The 16,084-nt window shown below is 65.6% G+C and carries 16 protein-coding genes and 1 other RNA gene; 3 read left to right on the plus strand and 14 right to left on the minus strand.

Going from position 1 to position 16,084, the window contains the following annotated elements; all coding sequences use genetic code 11:
* Positions 1-12 precede the first annotated feature (12 nt).
* From ACCQ00_RS06970 to ACCQ00_RS07000, 7 genes are all read right to left on the minus strand, one after another.
* A non-coding RNA gene (locus tag ACCQ00_RS06970) (sX9 sRNA) lies at positions 13-87 on the minus strand.
* A 59-nt stretch (positions 88-146) separates the two neighbouring features.
* Complete coding sequence (locus ACCQ00_RS06975; RefSeq protein ID WP_008578205.1) at positions 147-512, minus strand: hypothetical protein; 366 nt, start codon at positions 510-512, stop codon at positions 147-149.
* Positions 509-1,066: a bactofilin family protein gene (locus tag ACCQ00_RS06980; protein ID WP_039568380.1), complete on the minus strand. Its 558-nt coding sequence runs from the start codon at positions 1,064-1,066 to the stop codon at positions 509-511. Before ACCQ00_RS06980 ends, ACCQ00_RS06975 begins: the two co-directional genes overlap by 4 nt.
* A gap of 227 nt (positions 1,067-1,293) precedes the next feature.
* Positions 1,294-3,003 (minus strand): diguanylate cyclase, encoded by a 1,710-nt coding sequence (locus ACCQ00_RS06985; RefSeq protein ID WP_372354094.1) that lies wholly within the window; start codon positions 3,001-3,003, stop codon positions 1,294-1,296.
* Positions 3,004-3,110: 107 nt separating this feature from the next.
* A complete protein-coding gene (locus ACCQ00_RS06990; protein ID WP_011346837.1) occupies positions 3,111-3,437 on the minus strand; it encodes an XAC1346 family secretion chaperone in 327 nt (108 codons plus the stop codon).
* A gap of 228 nt (positions 3,438-3,665) precedes the next feature.
* On the minus strand, positions 3,666-4,007 hold the full coding sequence (locus tag ACCQ00_RS06995) for a hypothetical protein (RefSeq protein ID WP_003489455.1): 342 nt from the start codon (positions 4,005-4,007) through the stop codon (positions 3,666-3,668).
* A 122-nt stretch (positions 4,008-4,129) separates the two neighbouring features.
* Positions 4,130-5,305 (minus strand): thiolase family protein, encoded by a 1,176-nt coding sequence (locus ACCQ00_RS07000; protein WP_039568384.1) that lies wholly within the window; start codon positions 5,303-5,305, stop codon positions 4,130-4,132.
* Between the two features lie 153 nt (positions 5,306-5,458).
* Here ACCQ00_RS07000 and ACCQ00_RS07005 point away from each other — a divergent pair, with 153 nt between their 5' ends.
* The gene (locus ACCQ00_RS07005; RefSeq protein ID WP_039568385.1) at positions 5,459-8,296 is read left to right on the plus strand and encodes an autotransporter serine protease; all 2,838 of its coding nucleotides are present in this window, start codon (positions 5,459-5,461) and stop codon (positions 8,294-8,296) included.
* A gap of 114 nt (positions 8,297-8,410) precedes the next feature.
* Here the strand turns inward: ACCQ00_RS07005 and ACCQ00_RS07010 are convergent, their stop codons facing one another.
* The 3 genes from ACCQ00_RS07010 to ACCQ00_RS07020 form a co-directional block, all read right to left on the minus strand.
* Positions 8,411-9,511 carry a Glu/Leu/Phe/Val dehydrogenase dimerization domain-containing protein gene (locus ACCQ00_RS07010; RefSeq protein WP_039568387.1) on the minus strand — a complete coding sequence of 367 codons (1,101 nt, stop codon included), beginning with the start codon at positions 9,509-9,511 and terminating at the stop codon, positions 8,411-8,413.
* 156 nt (positions 9,512-9,667) lie between these two features.
* Complete coding sequence (locus ACCQ00_RS07015) at positions 9,668-10,924, minus strand: 2OG-Fe(II) oxygenase (RefSeq protein WP_039568389.1); 1,257 nt, start codon at positions 10,922-10,924, stop codon at positions 9,668-9,670.
* Positions 10,925-11,115: 191 nt separating this feature from the next.
* On the minus strand, positions 11,116-11,643 hold the full coding sequence (locus ACCQ00_RS07020) for a M48 family metallopeptidase (RefSeq protein ID WP_033478454.1): 528 nt from the start codon (positions 11,641-11,643) through the stop codon (positions 11,116-11,118).
* A gap of 380 nt (positions 11,644-12,023) precedes the next feature.
* On the opposite strand from ACCQ00_RS07020, the gene ACCQ00_RS07025 reads away from it, so the two are divergent.
* A complete protein-coding gene (locus ACCQ00_RS07025) occupies positions 12,024-12,197 on the plus strand; it encodes a DUF1328 domain-containing protein (RefSeq protein WP_003489471.1) in 174 nt (57 codons plus the stop codon).
* 152 nt (positions 12,198-12,349) lie between these two features.
* Here ACCQ00_RS07025 and ACCQ00_RS07030 read toward each other — a convergent pair whose 3' ends face one another.
* Positions 12,350-12,604: a DUF2789 domain-containing protein gene (locus ACCQ00_RS07030; RefSeq protein ID WP_017155628.1), complete on the minus strand. Its 255-nt coding sequence runs from the start codon at positions 12,602-12,604 to the stop codon at positions 12,350-12,352.
* 171 nt (positions 12,605-12,775) lie between these two features.
* On the opposite strand from ACCQ00_RS07030, the gene ACCQ00_RS07035 reads away from it, so the two are divergent.
* Positions 12,776-13,042 (plus strand): DksA/TraR family C4-type zinc finger protein, encoded by a 267-nt coding sequence (locus ACCQ00_RS07035; RefSeq protein WP_039568392.1) that lies wholly within the window; start codon positions 12,776-12,778, stop codon positions 13,040-13,042.
* Between the two features lie 199 nt (positions 13,043-13,241).
* Here ACCQ00_RS07035 and ACCQ00_RS07040 read toward each other — a convergent pair whose 3' ends face one another.
* From ACCQ00_RS07040 to ACCQ00_RS07050, 3 genes are all read right to left on the minus strand, one after another.
* The gene (locus ACCQ00_RS07040; RefSeq protein WP_039568394.1) at positions 13,242-13,835 is read right to left on the minus strand and encodes a mechanosensitive ion channel family protein; all 594 of its coding nucleotides are present in this window, start codon (positions 13,833-13,835) and stop codon (positions 13,242-13,244) included.
* Between the two features lie 429 nt (positions 13,836-14,264).
* Positions 14,265-14,450, minus strand: coding sequence for a hypothetical protein (locus ACCQ00_RS07045; RefSeq protein WP_017155632.1), 186 nt, complete (start codon positions 14,448-14,450; stop codon positions 14,265-14,267).
* A 189-nt stretch (positions 14,451-14,639) separates the two neighbouring features.
* Entirely contained in the window at positions 14,640-16,013 is a 1,374-nt protein-coding gene (locus ACCQ00_RS07050; RefSeq protein WP_039568397.1) for an Hsp70 family protein, read from the minus strand.
* Positions 16,014-16,084 lie beyond the last annotated feature (71 nt).

Here is a 16,084-nt window from a genome sequence, read left to right on the forward strand (position 1 = left end):
ACGCCTTAGAGCGGCCAACAAAACAAAGCGAGCGGCCGTCAGGTGGCGTCGACGGTACGAAGGAACCGCGGTGTACGCGTGGTACACACCGATTCCGGGCAACGGCCGCGCCCGCCTGGCTGCGCAGTCGTTTTTGTTAGCTGTTCCTAATGCCGCGTACGTCGCCCAGGCGAACGCACCGCGCTCGCTTCCACCGCCAGGGTGAAGCCGCGTTCTTCGCCGCCGTGCATGGCGCCGACATCGACCACCTGGCGACGGATCTCCTCGCCCTTACCGTTGCGCACCACCACCACCACCGTGTATTCCCACGGATCGCCGTCGGCCGGGTGGCGGATGGTGCCGTCGACCTTGAGCGGCACGATCGGCGCCGGCTGCGCGTGTTGCGCAGCCGCCGAATCGAAGCGCAGGTGGTGCTTGCACGCAGGGCAGACGCTGGCGCTTTCCAGGATCGTCGCCTTGCAGTGCGGGCAGCTACGCGTGGCGCCGGGCGTGCCCGGGCGAGGTGCACTCATGTGGCGTCGCTGTCTCCGCTGACGACCGGTTTGTTGGGCGTGACCGGCTTGCCGCCATCATCGCCCCAGCCGAAATCGGCCTGGCCGCGCATGCGCGCACCCGATGCCACCGTGAGGCTGCCGGCCTTGACGTCGCCAACCAACACACCGGATGTCTGCAGTTCGACCTGCGCGGCAGATTCGATGTTGCCCTCCAGCTCGCCGGCGATGATCACCTTGTTGGCGCGCACGCCGCCATTGAGCTTGGCGCCGCGTTCGATGGTCAGATCGCCCTTGACGTTGACATCGCCCTTGAAGCGGCCGGCCAGGCGCACATGGCCGGCGCCTTCGATCTTGCCTTCGATGCTGATGTCGGCAGCGATCAGCGACTCTTTCGCTTCGCTATGACGCTGCGTGGCTGCAGTTGCCGGTGCGACGCTGGGCGGTGCGGCGGCGGGCACCGGCGGTGCGGGACTGGTCTCGGCGGTGAACAGCCTGCCATCGGCAGCAGGAACCTCGGGAGTGACCGGAACGCCGTCTTTCTTATTGGGACCTTGATCGCGCCACATCGACATCGGACTGCCTCGCTTTAGGGGTCGAGGCCGACTATCGCCGCGCAACTGGATCTTTTGTGTGACGAACTTCGCAATCCGCGATGGACGGCGTGCGTGCCGAAGCTGTCGGCAAACGTCGCGGGCAGAGCCCAGGTGGGTGCGGCGTACAGGAGCGGCAGTGTCGCGCGACACATCGCGGACACGGCCGCACCGGCCTGGCAGCTGCGCCACGGCTTTGTCAGTTGCTTTCAGTTCGCACTGTCTGTCGCAGCACCGTGTCGCTCGGCCCGGTTGCGCCCAGCGCGCTTGGCGCGATACAGCGCTGCGTCGGCTTTCTGGATCAGGCTCGCACCCTGTTCGCCATCGGCCGGGAAACTGGCCATGCCGATCGAGGCAGTCACCTTCGGCAACGCGCGCGCACCGTCGCTGACCGCCAGCGCGGCGATGTAACCGCGGATCTGCTCGGCCACGCGCATGGCTTCCTCGCCATCGGCTTCGGGCAGAAGGACGGTGAATTCCTCACCGCCGTAGCGGCATGCCACGTCTTCGGCGCGCAGGCGGGTCAGCAGCACCTCGCCCACCGCTGCCAGCAACAGGTCGCCACCGGCATGGCCTTGGCTGTCGTTGAACTGTTTGAAATGGTCCACGTCCAGCATCAACACCGACAACGGCAGACCACGCCGTGCGCACCGCGCCAGCTCGTGGCTCAGCGATTCTTCCAGATAGCGGCGGTTATACAGCCCCGTCAGCGCATCGCGGATCGACTGCCGGCGCAGCGATTCGCGCAGGCGCAGGTTGCTCAGCGCCAACGACAACTGCTCGGCGGCCGCCTCGGCGATTTCCAGCCGCGGCATCGGTCCCGGGCCGGCTGCGGACAGGAACAGAAACCCGAGCTGGGTGCCTTGCGCCGACATCGGCAGGCACGCGGTGGTGACGGACGCATCGCGTGCGGGTTCTTCGATATGCGCACACAGCGCATCCCGGCCCAGGTCGTGGACGATATGCGGCTGGCCGCGGCGCAGCGCCCAGCATTGCTCCGGCGACAGATGCGGCGCACTGCGCACCAGCGGCTCGCCCCAGTGGCTGATCGCCTCGGCGCGGTCTTGCGAGGCGCGCAGCAGGTACACGCTTCCCGCCACGCCCGGCAGCAGGCTGGCCAGGGTACGGCTGCTGACCATCAACGCTTCTTCGGCACTGATGCAGCTCTGCAGCAGGCCGGTGTAGCGGCTGAGCAGGTTGAGGTCGGCGGTACTGCGCTGCAGTGCGTCGATGCTCTCGCCCAACTCGCGATTGGCTTGCGCCGCCAGCTGTTCGGCCTGCGCGCGATGGCGCAGTTCGCGCATCAACAGCGCATAGACCATGCCCACCACCACCAGCCCGAACGGAATGCCGGCCAGCGCCAGTGCCAGCAACAGGTTGGCGCTTTGTTCGCTGCTTCGCGCGCGCTGTGCCAGCAGTTCCTGTTCGCGCTGCACCATCGCCAATGCCTGCTCGCGGATCGCGCTGGTGGTGCGGAAGGCGCTCTGCCGGATGTCGGCACGTGCCGGCTCCAGCCCACTTTGCGTATAGATGTCGAGCACGTGCTGAATCTGCCGCAGGCGGGTTTCCACCAGCCGTTGCAACTGCGCCAGGTGCTGCTCCTGCGAAGGGTTGTCGACGATCAGGCGGCGCAGGTTGTCCAGCAGGATCGGCAAACGTTCGACACTGGTGTGGTAGTCGAGCAGGTAGGCGTCGTTGCCGGTGAGCAGGAAACCACGCTGCGCCGATTCGGCATCGAGCACGCGCGCCTGGATCTCGTCGACCCGCCCGATCACCTCGTGGGTATGCGACACCAGCGCGGCGTCGGCCAGCGAACGGCGGGCACCGACGAAGATGCCGATTCCGATGACGACGAAGATCAGCGCAGAAAAAATCAGCGCCAGCTGGTTGCGCCGGCGTGATGTAAAAGAAGAGGACATATGCGAATGCTAGCCTGCCGGCCTCGACAACACGAGCCACCCGTCGGCCGAGACAAGCGCGCCGGCACATGGCCGGCGCGTTGCGGGTGCCGCGAAAGAGGGGCGACTCAGTGCTGCGCGTGGTCGGCGTCGTGCTTGTCGGCGTTCTGTTCGGCCTTGTTGGCCATTTCACGCGTCTTGTCGGCTGTGGCATCGGCCGCATTGGCGGTGGCGCGGCTGGCGTCTGCGGCCAACTCGCGCGCAGCCACGCGTGCATCGGCAGTTGCGGCCTTCGCTTCCACTGCTGCACGGTCTGCGGCCTGTTCGGTCGCGGCGGCGGCGTGCTTGGCGGCAGACGCGGCATCGCGGCGCGCCTGCTCGGCATCCGGGCCCTGACAGGCAGCAAGGGTGAGGGCGGCGATGGCGCTCAACGACAGCATGCGGATCGTCTTCATGGGTGGTCCTGTTCCTGTTCCGGTGTTGGAAGCCGGAGCTTATGCAGGAGGCGATGCAGTCTGCGTCAATGCGCAGCCGGCCATTCAGCCACGGGGTAGACAGACGCAGTCGTGCAGGATGTTGGTGGTCATGCCGGCGGGTACGGCGTGCAAGGCCGGAATCGCAGGCAAAAAAAAGCCGCTGGAAACCAGCGGCTTTTTTCGAACTCGCTTGGAGTCAAGAAGTGATTACTTCTTGGCTTCTTCTGCGGTGTCCTTGGCAGCCTTGGCGGTGTCTTCAGCCGTCTTGGCAGCGTCGGCAGCCTGGTCAGCAGCAGCGTCGGTCGCGGCGCCCGAAGCAGCCTGGGCAGCGTCAGCAGCGGTGTCGGCCGAAGCAGCAGCGGTGTTGGCAGCAGCCTGAGCGGCGTCAGCCGACTGCGAGCCCGAGGCAGCAGCCTGGTCGGCAGCGGTCTGAGCGTCGGCAGCAGCTTCGTTAGCCGAAGCAGCAGCGTCCTGAGCCTGTTCCGGCTTCGAGCAAGCGGTCAGGGCCAGGCCCAGAGCCATTGCGATCAGCAGCTTGTTGATGGTCATTGTTTCAATCCTCGTCGTTAGATTAGGCAACGCGCTATTGCGCGCCCCCGACATGATGACGGCCACAAGACGAGTGTCAAGCGCACGCGCATTCAGTTTTGCAAAATCGCCGTTAAAGATAATTAAATCAATTCGATAGCGATGGCGGTCGCTTCGCCGCCACCGATGCATAGCGTTGCGATTCCGCGCTTGCCTCCGCGGCTGCGCAACGCGTTCACCAATGTCACCACCAAACGCGCGCCGGATGCGCCGATCGGATGGCCCAATGCGCAGGCGCCGCCATGCACATTGACCTTCTCGTGCGCGATGCCGAGTTGCTTGATCGGTGCCATCGCCACGACGGCGAAGGCTTCGTTGATTTCGAACAGATCCACATCGTCCAATTGCCAGCCGAGCTTGCCAAGCAGCGCTTGAATTGCAGCGACCGGTGCGGTGGTGAACCACTCCGGCTCCTGAGAATGGGTGACGTGGCCGACAATGCGCGCCAGCGGCGTCACGCCGCGGCGTTGCGCGTCGTCCGCGCTCATCAGGACGGTGATTGCCGCGCCATCGGAAATACTCGAGGAACTGGCCGCGGTCACGCTGCCGTCCTTCTTGAAGGCCGGCTTCAGCGTTGGAATCTTGGCCACGTCCGATTTGCCCGGCTGCTCATCGCTGTCCACGACGACTTCGTCCTTGCGTGTGGCGACCGTCACCGGCACGATTTCGTCGGCAAACGCGCCGCTGCGCTGTGCCGCCTGCGCGCGTTCCACCGAGGCGATCGCGAATGCATCCTGGTCGGCGCGGGTGAAGCCGAACGTCTCCGCGGTGGCTTCGCCGAACACTCCCATGGCCTGGCCGTCATACGGATTGGTCAGGCCGTCCCATGCCATGTGATCGACTGCCTGGAAATTGCCGTAGCGGTTGCCGGTACGCGAGTTGGGCAGCAGATGCGGGGCATTGCTCATCGACTCCATGCCGCCGGCCACCACGATGCTGGCCGAGCCGGCCTTGATCAGGTCGTGTCCCAACATGATCGCCTTCATGCCCGAGCCGCACACCTTGTTGATGGTGGTGGCGCCGGTGGAGGTAGGAATGCCTGCGGCAATCGCGGCCTGGCGCGCAGGTGCCTGGCCAAGATTGGCCGGCAGCACGCAGCCGACGATGACCTCGGAAATATCGGCAGGTGCGATGCCCGATTGCGCGAGCGCGCCCCGGATGGCAGCCGCGGCGAGCGTGGGTGCCGGTACCGCATTGAATTGGCCGAGGAACGAGCCGATGGCAGTACGTTTGGCAGCAACGATGACGATGTCGGACATGAGCAGATACCGTTTAAAGTGAAACGATTATCTGCCTCATGGCGGCGCCGCGCCAGCACGCGCCCCACGCGCACCCTTTCCGATTAAAGTGAGCAAAGCGTTATTCGGGCCCGATTGGGCCCCATCCATGGAATGGGTTCGGGGAGAACACAAATGAAGAAGCAAGACGTCGCCAGGACTGTACTGGCCTCGGCGCTGGCCGTTGCGTTGACCGCATGTGGCGGTGGTGGTGGCGGAGGTGGTATCCGTCCAAGCACTCCGGCCGCACCGCCGGTGACCTCGCCACCTCCGCCGCCGCCGCCAACATCGCCGCCGCCACCGGTGACGACACCCACCACGCCGGAGCCGGCGATCGATGCGCATCTGGCGCTGACCAACGCGCGTGCGGCGCAGGCGCTTGGCTTCACGGGTGCGGGGTACCGCATCGGCGTCATCGATACCGGCATCAATGCCAATCATCCGGCGTTGCAGGGACGCGTCAGCGACAGCTTCATCTATGTGGACCCACGCACCAACAACACCGCGGTGGGCGATGTGGTCGGGCACGGAACCGTGGTGGCCGAGCTGGCCGCCGGGCGTGCGGTCGGGCAATGGCCCGGCGGCATCGCGCCGGGCGCGGGCCTGGTGTCTGCGCGCATCATCAGCGACCGTGCGCCGGAGGATGACGGCAGCGGCGACGGCAACGAGGTCGATGGACCGCTTGGCCTGGGACCGGTGCACGCCGATCTGATCAGTGCCGGTGTGCGCATCATGAACAACTCGTGGGGCGGTCTGTACTGGAACGACCCGACGGTGACCAATCAGATTGCCCAGGAATACCGCCCCTTCATCCTCAGTAACGATGGGCTGGTGGTGTTCGCGTCGGGCAATGAATCGCGCTCGCAGCCCTCCGATACGGCGGCGCTGCCCAGTCAGCCTGGCCCCAACGGAACGCTGCCGGCGGCCGATCTGGAGCGCGGTTGGTTGGTGGTGGGCGCGCTGGATACCGCCAACCCGACGCAACTGGCGTCTTACTCCAACGCCTGCGGTGTGGCGATGCGCTACTGCCTGGTCGCGCCAGGCACGTCGCTGTTCATCGACCCGGACGCCACTGCCGGCAACATCCGTTATTTCTACGGCAGCGGTACCTCGTTTGCAGCGCCGCTGGTCTCCGGTGCGGCTGCGCTGGTGTGGCAGGCATTTCCGTATTTCAACAACGATCTAGTGCGCCAGACCTTGCTGGGAACCGCCACCGACTTGGGAGCTGCGGGCGTGGATCCGGTCTTCGGCTACGGCCTGCTCAACGTCGGCAAAGCAGTGTTGGGGCCGGCACGCTTCGATTGGGGCACGGTGGATGTCAATGTCACGACCTTGCGTTCGACCTGGGCCAACGCCATCAGTGGCACCGGTGGCCTGACCAAGCGCGGCACCGGCACCTTGGTATTGAGCAGCACGGCCAATGCCTTCAGCGGCGATACCCAGGTACTTGGCGGCACCTTGCAGACGGCCAGCTTGCAGAGTGCGCGCGTGAGCATCGCCAACGGCGCGCGCTTGGTTGGCGCGGGCAACGTCGGTGGTCGGGTCGACAACGCCGGGACCTTGCAGGTCAACGGCGCAACCGCCTCCATTGCCGGCAACTACACGCAGGCCAGCAATGGTCGCCTGGCGGTGAATGTGGGTGACCGTTTGAATGTGGCGGGCACGGCGACCATCGCAGGCGACCTGCAATTGCTCGGTCGGCGCGACTACGTCGTCAACAACACCACCTACGCGGTGCTGCAGGCGACCGGTGGTTTGCAGGGCACATTCGACACGCTGAGCAGCGGGCCGGCGGTGACCTTTCTGAGCGCCACGCGCAGCTACGACGCCAACACCGCGTATGTGTCGTTGCAGCGCATGGATGTCACCGCGGTCGCCGCGTCGCTGGGCGCGATCGGCACCGCATCGATGGATTCGGCCATCCGCGTCGAGCAGGCGTTCCAGCAGGTCGATGCGCAGCAGTTCCAGGGCAACGGTGCGCTCAGCGGCGGCTTCATTCGCGCTGCAGCTGCCTTGCAACAATCGCCAAACGCCAAGGCCGCCGCCGATTCGCTGCGCAGCCTGTCTGGCCGTGCGCATGCCGACTCTGCGGTGATGACCTTCGACACCATCGACCTGGGTCGCCGCGCACTGGCAGCGCATTTCGATGGGCTCTCGCAACAGCCGCGTCTGTTGGGCAACTGGCAGCGGGCCCTTGGCGGCCCGGGCGAGGGTGGTGCAACCACTTCGGGATTTGCCACCTCCGGCTGGATGATGGGCAACGATGTGCGCCTGGCTTCCGGTGCGGTCACCGGTTTTGCGTTCGGCGAAACACGCTCCAGCAGCCTGGGCGACCTGGATGGGGCACGCGGGCGCGATCGTCAGGTGCAGGCGCAGCTGTATTGGGGCACGACGTTGGGCGCTGCGTACACGCTGGGCCAAGTGGGCTTTGGCAACGTCAATCGGCAGATCGAGCGCACCCTGCAGCTGGGCGAAGACCGCAGCAGCGCCTTCAGCGACTACAGCGGCAGTTACCTCAGCAGCAATCTGGAAACCGGGTACCGCCTGGGCGATGCGCGTGCAAGCCTGACGCCGTATATGGGCCTGGATTACGTGCGTTTGCGCAGCGATGGTTTCCGCGAAAACGGCGGCGATGGCTTCGGATTGCGTGCCAACGCGAATACGTCATCGCGCACGCAGGCACTTGCCGGCGTGCGCTCGGCGTATCGCTGGCGCGGTCTCCAGCTGGGCGGCTATGCGGAATGGCAGCAGGCGCTGAGCAGCGACGGCTTGACGCTGGAGGCCAGCTTCGTGGGGGTGGATGCGTGGGCACCGCTGCGTGGCATGCAGCCGGCACGCTCGGGTGGTCTGTTCGGCATCACCGCTGCTGCACCGGTTGGCCCGCAGAGCCAGCTGCGTTTCGGTTACGACCAGCGGGTGGGCGAGCGCGGCGACGACCGTGCGCTGAGCCTGAAGTACAGCGCCGATTTCTGATCGGCGTGCATGACGCCCGGGCGCAATGCCCGGGCGTGGCGTTTTCAGCGGCAATCACCTACCACGGTGATCACCTACTACGCTGATCGTTATGCCCAATCTGTCCGTTTGCGGTTACTCGCCGCGCAGCTTGTGCAGGAAGCGCGGCGCAGTGCGGCCCAGCGGTAGTTTGAGCTTGCTGATGGACTCGATGCGCGCTTCGGCAATCCGGTCGGCCGCCTGCTGCGGCGAAACGTCCAGCTGCGTGGACAGATCGAAGACCTTTTCCAGGTTGTGATAGATGCTGCGGATCAAACGCATCGCGCGCTCGCGGTTGTAGCCGTCGATCTCCAGCGACACGTTCATCACGCCGCCCGCATTCACCACGTAATCGGGCGCATACAAAATGCCGCGCCGATGCAGCTCTTCGCCTATGGCGGCGCTGGCCAGCTGGTTATTGGCCGTGCCGCAGATGATCTTGGCCTTGAGTTGCGGCAGCGTGTCTTCGTTGATCGCACCTTCCAGCGCGCACGGGGCAAACACGTCGGCCGACACCTGATGGATTTCATCCGGGCGCACCGCTTCTGCACCGTATTCGGCCACCACGCGGTCCACCAGCGCCTGATTCAGGTCGGCCACATAGAGTTTTGCGCCGCGTTCCTTGAGCAGCTTCACCAGCTCCATGCCGATATGGCCCAGCCCCTGGATCGCGATGCTGGCCTTGCCGACTTCTTCGTGGCCGAGCTTGCGGTTGAGCGAGGCCATCAGCGCCTGCAGCGCGCCATAGGCTGTGAACGGCGCTGGGTCGCCGGAGCCGCGATGCACCTGATGCACGCCGGTGACGTACTCGCTTTCCAGGTAGATCTGCTCCATGTCGTTGACGTCCGTGCCGACGTCCTCGGAGGTGATGTAGCGCCCGCCGAGGGTGTCGACGAACCGGCCGAAGGCGCGGAACAGCGCTTCGGTCTTGTCGGTCCGAGGGTCGCCGATGATGACCGCCTTGCCGCCGCCGACATTCAGGCCCGCCAGGGCGTTCTTGTAGGTCATGGTGCGGCTCAGCCGCAGCGCGTCGTTGAGTGCCGCCTCGCTACTGGCATAGGGGCGCATCCGCACGCCACCCAACGCTGGCCCAAGGCGCGTGCTGTGCAGGGCGATGATCGCCTTGAGCCCGGCGTCGCGGTTGTGACAGAAAATCACCTGCTCGTGGCCGGTGGTATCGAGGGTTTCGAAAAGCATCGAAGGCTCCGCGGGGCTGCGTGATGTGCCTTCCCTGAAGCCGGGCGTGCACCCGTGCCGTGGGAAACAAAAAACGCGACGTTTGCAGATCCTGTCCGATCACGTCGCGCTGCAACATTTTAAACCACGTCGGCAGGGGGTTGTGTATGAATCTGTTCACCAATCCCGGTAGCGTTGCTGGCGGAACCACAGCGTCCCCAGCCATTTGCTGCCTGCGGTGACCGGCAGGCCGGCGTGCAGCGAATCGGCGTCCGGGCGGCCATCGGCATGCAGGTTGTCGAAGCAGACCAGTGTGCCGGGACGTGGCCGTACGCGAACGCCGGCGACCGGAAATTCGGTATCGCCACCGGCGCCGACGTCGTTGAGATAGACGCAGACGGTGCGCTGGCGGTTGCCGGCGGTGGGACGGTCGGCGGCGATCGTTCCGGGCGGCAGGTAGTCGCGGTGCGCGCGGTACTGCTCGCCCGGTGCGTAGCACAACACCGAGAGCGGTTCTGCGTGGGCGAGCGGGAGCTGCGCGCAGGCCGCCAACCGCGCCTGTGCGGCACGCGCGGCGAAGTCCTCGATGATAGGGTCCAATGTCGCACCGCGGCTGGTGCGGACCGGCGCGCGCTGGGTGCTGGCATCGTTGGGATCGATCACCTTCGAGGCACGCAGATGCGGTCGCGCCAGCAGCATGAGCAAGCGGCATTCGTCGGCCGACAGGACTGCGGCATATTCTTCGATGCGTGGGGCTGTGTGGCGTCGCACCGGGCCAACACGCGGCGCGAATGCGATGCGGTGATCGGCGGTGTCGTCTGCGGGGTCTGGCGGCGCGACGTCCACTGCCGGTAGCGCGGTCATGCCCAGGGGCTGCAGCTGCTGCATGAGCTGTGCAGCGGCATCGGGCTGGGGCGGCACGCCTTCGCCACGCAGCAGGCGCTCGGCCAACAGGGCGGCCGACACCGCATCGCCGCCTGCCGCCGCGCGTTCCAGCAAGGCCACGCACTGCCGTTGCCGCTCCGGATGCGCCACACGGCCGTGCTGGATGGCGATGGCGCGTAGCGCTGGCGGGTAGTCGGCAGCGGCTGCCGACTGCAGTCGATCCTGCGCAGTGCCGGCCAGGGCCAGCGGCTGCTCTCCCACCGCCAGGGTCGCCAGCAGATAGCCTGCTGCCGCAGTGCCCTGCCGCTCGGCCAGCTCCCAGTACGCCCGCGCCTGACCGACGTCCGCCTCGCAACCGACGCCATAGGCCCGCATGCGCCCGGCTTCGACCTGCGCCAGCGCATCGCCGGCGGCCGCGCTGCGCGAATACCAGGACAGCGCTTGTTCCGGTTGGCCGGCTCGCACCAGCGCCTGGGCCAGCGCGTTGATCGCGCCGGGTTGCTGGCGTTGCGCGGCGCGGGTGAGGTCTGCAAGAGAGGAGGGCTGCATGCGCGCATCCTAAAGTGGCCAACGCCCCGTAGCGAGCGGTCGTCAGGCGCAGGTTGGCGGCGCGCTCGGAACTGCAGTGTACGAGAGTGTACGAGTGGGACTGGCGATCCAGGGTAGCGGCGGCGTGCGCGCCCGCCTGTCGGTGAGCGCAGCGGTTCGGTCAGCCACGCCGGGTTGCACGTCCTGCATGCTCAGCGATCGGCAGACAGGGCCAATTGCGTCAGATACAGGCGCAAATCGAATTCCAGCTGGTGATAGTCCGGGGTCATGTGGTTGCAGAGCTGGTAAAAGGCCTTGTTGTGATCGGCCTCCTTCAGGTGCGCCAGTTCGTGTGCCACGATCATCTGCAAGAACGGTTCCGGCGCGTCGCGAAACACCGATGCGATGCGGATCTCGCGACTGGCCTTCAGGCGGCCGCCGTGCACGCGGGAGACCGCCGTATGCGTGCCCAGGGCGTGTTTGACCACATGCAGATGATTGTCGTACATCGCCTTGTGCAGGGTCGGCGATGAGCGCATGTAGCGCTCCTTCATCGCCTTGACGTACTCGTAGAGATGGCGATCGGTGCGGATTGCGTGCCGGTCCGGGTAACGCCGCGCCAGCACGGTGGCGAGCTTGTCCTGCGCGATCAGCTCACGCACCTGATCCAGGACGGCGGGCGGGTAGCCGGTGAGGTAGCGAAGAGTGTCCATGGCGATCTGTCGCGGGCAAGCACGCATGATCGCCGATGTGTCGGCTACTGACCAATCCACGCGTGCAGGTGCGTGACTACGCACCGGGCGCGCATGCGCGCTGAGAGTCGATGTGGCAGGCGCGTGCATCTGTTGCGCTCAGTGCGCTTTGCACGATGCGATGCGGATGTGGTGTTCGGTCGTGTACGGACGGCCCCGCGCGCTGCTGTGATGATGTCTCCACGAGCGCGCCCGCCTGCGTGGAAGCGGTGCCTGTTCTCTGAATGCACCGCATGTATTGCAGCGTGTGTCAGGCGTATTCACGAGTGCGGCACATTCGAATAGGTAGCGTGCAATGCATGTCTTGTGGCGCTGCGCCGCAAGCACACGATCGAACAACGGCACGGTGCCGATGAGGAGACAACATCATGATCAAGTGGGCCATCATTTTCGCAATCATCGGCTTGATCGCCGGTGCGCTGGGCTTCGGCGGCATGGCCGGCGCGGCGATGGGGATCGCCAAGTTCCTGTTCTGGGCGGGCATCATCATCGCCATCGTGCTGTTCGTGCTGGGCATGACGATTGCCAAGAAAGTGACCTGACGCAGATTGCACAGCCGGGCACGCGCGTTGCGGCCCGCTGTCCTGCCTGTGAAGCAAAAGAGCGGCCAATGGCCGCTCTTTTTTTACCGAAGCGCTGGCAAGCATGTCGGCTGCAGGCGACCTCAAGCGTGGTGCGCGAGCGCACGTCTGCCTTAAACGCCGGTATCGTCGGCAGTGGTATGCAGGGCGATGTTGAGTTGATCGATGGTCACGATCCAGTCGGCATCGTCGAGGCGTTCTTCACGCAATAGTTGGGATTGGGCAGGCGTCCAGAACGGCGCTTCTTCCAGGCGCATATCGCCCGGCAGCGGGGAATGCTCGGCAATGAAGCTGCGAATGCTGGCTTCGTCGGCCGGCAGGCCAAGCTGGGCGAAGAGTTCGGAAAACGGGTGGACGGGCTGTTCCATTGCTGTTCCTTCGTGGATGCGGGTGGCGGAGTGCCTGCTCACTGCCGCGCGTGCGGCCGGTGGCGGTGATTTGATGCTAGTTCAACCAGCTTGAGCGTACTGTGCACGTGCGGCTTGGATTTGCCTGCGCGAATGACCATATGTGTGTCCAGACCAGCGAGGTGAGCGACCATGGCGACCGGATGGGCGGGTGATGGAGCGGTACAGGACCAGATCGATGCCACTGTCGACGATGCGATCAAGCGCGCACGGAGTCAGCTGCATCAAGGGCCGAGTCTGACGCACTGCGAAGAGTGCGACGCACCGATTCCCGAGGCGCGTCGCAAGGCAGTGCCCGGCGTGCATTTGTGCGTGAATTGCCAAGAGGCGCACGACCAGGAGCAGGCCACGCAAAGCGGCTACAACCGTCGCGGCAGCAAGGACAGTCAGCTGCGTTGAGACAGCCAGCTGCGCTGAGGTTGATGGGCCATGCCCGCGATGCAGTCGCGACCGCGCTCACGGCATCCGGCGCCGCTATCGCAAGCCAACGCTGCGGTGGAGCCTGCCGTGGTCGCCGAAGGGTGCCGCTTGCCGACGCTGCCGTGTTTGCGTTCTGCCACTGGCGAGCTCGCCACCGTCACGCGTCTTCGCCTTGCGCCTAGTTGGCGTTGAAGCTGCCGGTCTCGCGCCAGCGACGCGTCGTACGCTGGAAAAACAGGCTGTTGGGGACTTGCAGTACGCTACCGGTACGCTCGCCGGTTTCTTCCAGCGTGGTGTAGATCACGTTGATATCGATCACACGTCCCTTCAAGCCGGGCTTGTCGCCGCCTTCGAGTACCTCGATGTGATCGTGCAGGCGAAATGGCCGCGTGGTGATGATCAGGAACGTGCAGAAAATATTGGACAGCACGCTCCATGCAGCGAAGAAGGCCACTGCGCCGACGGCTGCGAACCCGGTGAATGCGGTCCACAAGGTGCCACCCGAGACGCCGACGACCCGCAGCACCATCAGCAAGGCACTGACCGAAATGACGAAACTGCCGACGCGGCGGATACCGATCATCATTTCGGCCGGCACGCTGTAACGCGTGCACAGCCGCCGCAGCAATTGCCGGAGCAGCAGGCGGACCAGCGCGGCAACTGCCAGAATCAGCACGATCTTGACCGTCGGCACCGCAATCGCCAGCCATTCGGGATTCCAATGGGGCAACAGGCTGCGGATCATGGCGGGCAACGCATCGGCGGCAGACATCTCAGCGTGCAGGATAGAAAGGGGCATTCATTGTAGCGGGCCAACTCTGCGCTGTCGGTGTGCAGCGTGAATGCATGCGCGTCTGCGCACGTAGACGTGCCGCAGATTGCACGCGTTCAATGCGTGCATGCCCACATGCGCATGCAGGTGGAGTCGGCAGGTACACGCCTGGGGTGTTTGCGCGGATGCGGCGCAAGGCGCCAACGCCCCGCAGCGTTCGGTTGCCGCGCATCGGCAGCCTGTGCGAAGTCATTGCGCAGGTCGTCGCCACAAGCGACACGACCTCGCATGGAGTTACGTTCCTGCGTGATGCGTCTGCATGACAGCGACGTACCCCAGAAACAGACATGCCACCTTGCGGTGGCATGTCGATACAACAATCCAACTTCGCGGCACCATGCACTGCAACCTGCAGCGGTGTTGGCTGCGTCAGGCGGTTTTGTCGCCGTCATTGCGCGCCGGGCCGAAGTTGGTGGTGAGCACTTCGATCCGGCCGCCGGTCTTGCGGAACGCGGCGATGTCCGCAGCGATGCGCTCACGACTGAGCGGCTGCGACTTGCCTTCGCTGCGAGCGATGCTGGGCTGGGATTTCTGCTTGGTCGCGGGACGTGCCATGTGGCCTCCTGTAGCGGGGAAGTGCGGTGACACCGCGTGCGGCTAGGGTGGCGCGCGCGGAAGCGGTGTCGAGAGTGCGACGGCGTTCGGTGCGCCATTGCGGTGGCACGGTGTGCGTGCCATTGCAGGCAAGACGGCTGGGCGTCGAGCAGCAACCGCATATTCTAAGGGATGAGGTGGCAGCGCGTGTTAATCGCCCGACGAGTGGGCCTGTGCGGCGGCCCAGGCCAAGCCCTGGACCACACCGAATGACGGATCGCCATGCACAAGGCGCGATTCGGGGAACGCGGCGGCCACGGTCTCGCGGATGTAGCCCGCCCGCGACATGCCGCCGGTTAGGAACACCGTCGTCGGTGCGGCGGCCATGTCGGCGCGCACCTGTGCCAGCAGGCTCGCCAATTCGCCGAGATAGCTGGAAGCGGACGCAACCAATGCCTCGGCCTGCACGTCCACGCCCAGGCCGCGCTCGATGAAGTCGAGCGCGGCCTGGTGCCGATCCGCCTCGCTGAGCGCGATCTTGCAGGCTTCCACGCCGCGATACAGGCGCGCAGTGTTGCCGGTGTCCTGCAGGGCCTGCAGGCGCTTGTCGAAGGGGGCGGGCACGTCCTGGTACTTGTGCAGGCGAAATTCGCGCTGTCGCGTCATGTCCTGCACCATCGCCGCCTCCACGTAATGGTGGGTGGGCACGCGGGTGATGCCGCGGCCGAACAGTGGCATGTAGGCCGCCAGGCTCAGCGCCAGGTCGATATCGGTACCGCCACGCGCAATTCCCCAGGCACGGTGTACCTGCGGCGCAGCGCTGCCACCGACGCTGGCATGGGCAATGTCGGTGGTGCCGCCGCCGATATCCACCACCACGGTGTCGTGGCGGCTGTCGTGGCTGACGTGGTAATGCATCGCGGCCGCTGCAGGTTCTTCGAGAAAGTCCACATTGTCGAAACCGGCGGCGATCGCGGCGGTCTGCAGGATCTCCAGCGCCTGCGCATTGCCGGCCTCGCCGATCGAACTGCGGAATTGCACCGGCCGGCCCAGGGTGGCATGACGGATGTTGAGGTCGAACTGGCGCGAGGCAGTCAGCCGGATGTGTTCCAGCACATGGGTCGCGATGCCGGTAATGGTCTGGCGCGCGCGCGGATGCAGGTTGTAGCCCAGCATCGACTTGGGGCTCTGCACCAGGCTGCCTTCGCCTTCGAGAAAATACGCATCCAGCGCTTCATCGCCGTAAACGGCGTTCTGCAGCAGGGCAGCGGAACTGCGTGGCTCGCGTACCTGCTCTTCCATCCACTGCCGCCGCACGATGCGGATCGCGTCGCGGCGCAGGCTGTCGTTGTTGGGAGTGCGGCCGGCGGCCAATGCATCGCGGCGGCCCGAGTCGATGAGCCGCTCCACCTCGTACTCCAGCGCCGGCGTCAGGCTGAAATCGTCGGGGTCGCGCATGGTCTCGGGAAAATACACGGTGGTGCGGAACTGCAAGGCCTCGCCGAAGCGCACCGGCACCACCTGCCCATCGACGATTGCCGCCGCGGCGGAGTTGCTGGTACCGAAGTCGATGCCGAGTTTCATGCAGACAGGCCTGGAGAGCTGGCCGCGCACTTTACTACGCCTGCCGCGCCTGCCGTCGAGACCGGCAGCGT

Source organism: Xanthomonas sp. NCPPB 3761 (assembly GCF_041475705.2).
GTDB lineage: Bacteria > Pseudomonadota > Gammaproteobacteria > Xanthomonadales > Xanthomonadaceae > Xanthomonas > Xanthomonas phaseoli.

Bases quoted from the DNA above. Each gene is read 5' to 3' on its own strand.
- ACCQ00_RS06975 (WP_008578205.1), bottom strand. From the start codon at position 512: ATGAGTGCACCTCGCCCGGGCACGCCCGGCGCCACGCGTAGCTGCCCG.
- ACCQ00_RS07020 (WP_033478454.1), bottom strand. From the start codon at position 11,643: ATGCGTGCTTGCCCGCGACAGATCGCCATGGACACTCTTCGCTACCTC.
- ACCQ00_RS07050 (WP_039568397.1), bottom strand. From the start codon at position 16,013: ATGAAACTCGGCATCGACTTCGGTACCAGCAACTCCGCCGCGGCGGCA.
- ACCQ00_RS06990 (WP_011346837.1), bottom strand. From the start codon at position 3,437: ATGAAGACGATCCGCATGCTGTCGTTGAGCGCCATCGCCGCCCTCACC.
- ACCQ00_RS07025 (WP_003489471.1), top strand. From the start codon at position 12,024: ATGATCAAGTGGGCCATCATTTTCGCAATCATCGGCTTGATCGCCGGT.
- ACCQ00_RS07035 (WP_039568392.1), top strand. From the start codon at position 12,776: ATGGCGACCGGATGGGCGGGTGATGGAGCGGTACAGGACCAGATCGAT.
- ACCQ00_RS07015 (WP_039568389.1), bottom strand. From the start codon at position 10,924: ATGCAGCCCTCCTCTCTTGCAGACCTCACCCGCGCCGCGCAACGCCAG.
- ACCQ00_RS06995 (WP_003489455.1), bottom strand. From the start codon at position 4,007: ATGACCATCAACAAGCTGCTGATCGCAATGGCTCTGGGCCTGGCCCTG.
- ACCQ00_RS07010 (WP_039568387.1), bottom strand. From the start codon at position 9,511: ATGCTTTTCGAAACCCTCGATACCACCGGCCACGAGCAGGTGATTTTC.
- ACCQ00_RS07000 (WP_039568384.1), bottom strand. From the start codon at position 5,305: ATGTCCGACATCGTCATCGTTGCTGCCAAACGTACTGCCATCGGCTCG.
- ACCQ00_RS07040 (WP_039568394.1), bottom strand. From the start codon at position 13,835: ATGTCTGCCGCCGATGCGTTGCCCGCCATGATCCGCAGCCTGTTGCCC.
- ACCQ00_RS06980 (WP_039568380.1), bottom strand. From the start codon at position 1,066: ATGTCGATGTGGCGCGATCAAGGTCCCAATAAGAAAGACGGCGTTCCG.
- ACCQ00_RS07045 (WP_017155632.1), bottom strand. From the start codon at position 14,450: ATGGCACGTCCCGCGACCAAGCAGAAATCCCAGCCCAGCATCGCTCGC.
- ACCQ00_RS07030 (WP_017155628.1), bottom strand. From the start codon at position 12,604: ATGGAACAGCCCGTCCACCCGTTTTCCGAACTCTTCGCCCAGCTTGGC.
- ACCQ00_RS07005 (WP_039568385.1), top strand. From the start codon at position 5,459: ATGAAGAAGCAAGACGTCGCCAGGACTGTACTGGCCTCGGCGCTGGCC.
- ACCQ00_RS06985 (WP_372354094.1), bottom strand. From the start codon at position 3,003: ATGTCCTCTTCTTTTACATCACGCCGGCGCAACCAGCTGGCGCTGATT.